Source organism: Desulfosporosinus sp. I2 (assembly GCF_000960765.1).
GTDB lineage: Bacteria > Bacillota > Desulfitobacteriia > Desulfitobacteriales > Desulfitobacteriaceae > Desulfosporosinus.
On sequence record NZ_JYNH01000332.1, the window covers coordinates 1 to 337 of the forward strand.

1 protein-coding gene is annotated in these 337 nt (G+C 51.0%); it reads left to right on the forward strand.

What is annotated here, in order from left to right:
• Positions 1-337, forward strand: a 337-nt coding sequence (locus UF75_RS25970) for a DUF11 domain-containing protein (protein WP_045577392.1), incomplete at both ends; no start/stop codon positions are given.

Consider the following 337-nt stretch of genomic DNA (forward strand, 5'->3'; position numbering starts at 1 on the left):
GGGACACCCTGACCTATACTGCGGTCATCACTAATCAGGGAAATGTAGAGGCCAGTAATGTATTCTTCCTAGATGTGCCTTCTGTTGGTACTGTCTTTATCCCGGGAACGGTAACGATCAATGGAGTGCCTCAAGCAGGACTGAATCCCACGGTAGGATTTAGTATCCCAGCCAGTCCTCCTAATGATGTCATTCCTCCCGGAGGAGTGGTGACGGTAACCTTTCAGGTGACGATATCCTCACTTCCTGTACCCCCGCAGATAAGGAATAATGCCTTGGTAGACTACCGGTTCGGTGAGCCGCCGGTTATTGTCACGGCTGTAAGCAACCCGGTAAC